1 protein-coding gene is annotated in these 591 nt (G+C 36.9%); it reads right to left on the reverse strand.

Features of this window, described 5'->3' with window-relative positions; genetic code table 11:
• Positions 1 to 303: 303 nt before the first annotated feature.
• Entirely contained in the window at positions 304 to 492 is a 189-nt protein-coding gene (locus ACVPON_RS01785; RefSeq protein WP_462875579.1) for a competence regulator inhibitor paratox, read from the reverse strand.
• Positions 493 to 591 lie beyond the last annotated feature (99 nt).

Raw genomic sequence — 591 nt, forward strand, 5'->3', positions numbered from 1 at the left:
TTGAAAACTTTAAAAAACGCATTTTGATTGCTTTAAACGTAAAGAAAGAGAGAACGAAGTTCGTCCTCTCTAGGTGTTAGCTTTTCATCTACCCACTACAGTTGACAAAGAGCCATAAGAAAACCCTTGAATGAACAAGGGTTTTCTCAATTTCTACATCATACCACCCATCTCCTTTCCCTATTTTAGATAAGTCCGAAATAGCAACAAATCCCATTATATAGGCGTCCATAAAACTTAAACGTACATCGTATTCAGCTATAAATACATAAAGATTTTAAACTTATGCCCCTTCTTTGCCCCTCAGGCATCACTGAATAATTGACCCAAAACATCAACCAACAACTCTACCGTCACAACCTCCCACGGTCTGACAGATTCACCAGGCAACACATAATCCACCAATTTCCCGTCTCTTCTAACCACTCGAACTTTGTTACCTTTGATATATCCATTGTCTATAGCTTCTTTCAACTCTTCGTATTCTAACATGATTTTGGCTCTATAATTTCTGTAGTGGGTAAATCCACTGTAGAGATTATGGAGCCTTTTTGAGTATAGAAAAAAAGTCCCATATGACTTATAATGAAA

This window comes from Streptococcus sp. 1F3 (assembly GCF_054968985.1).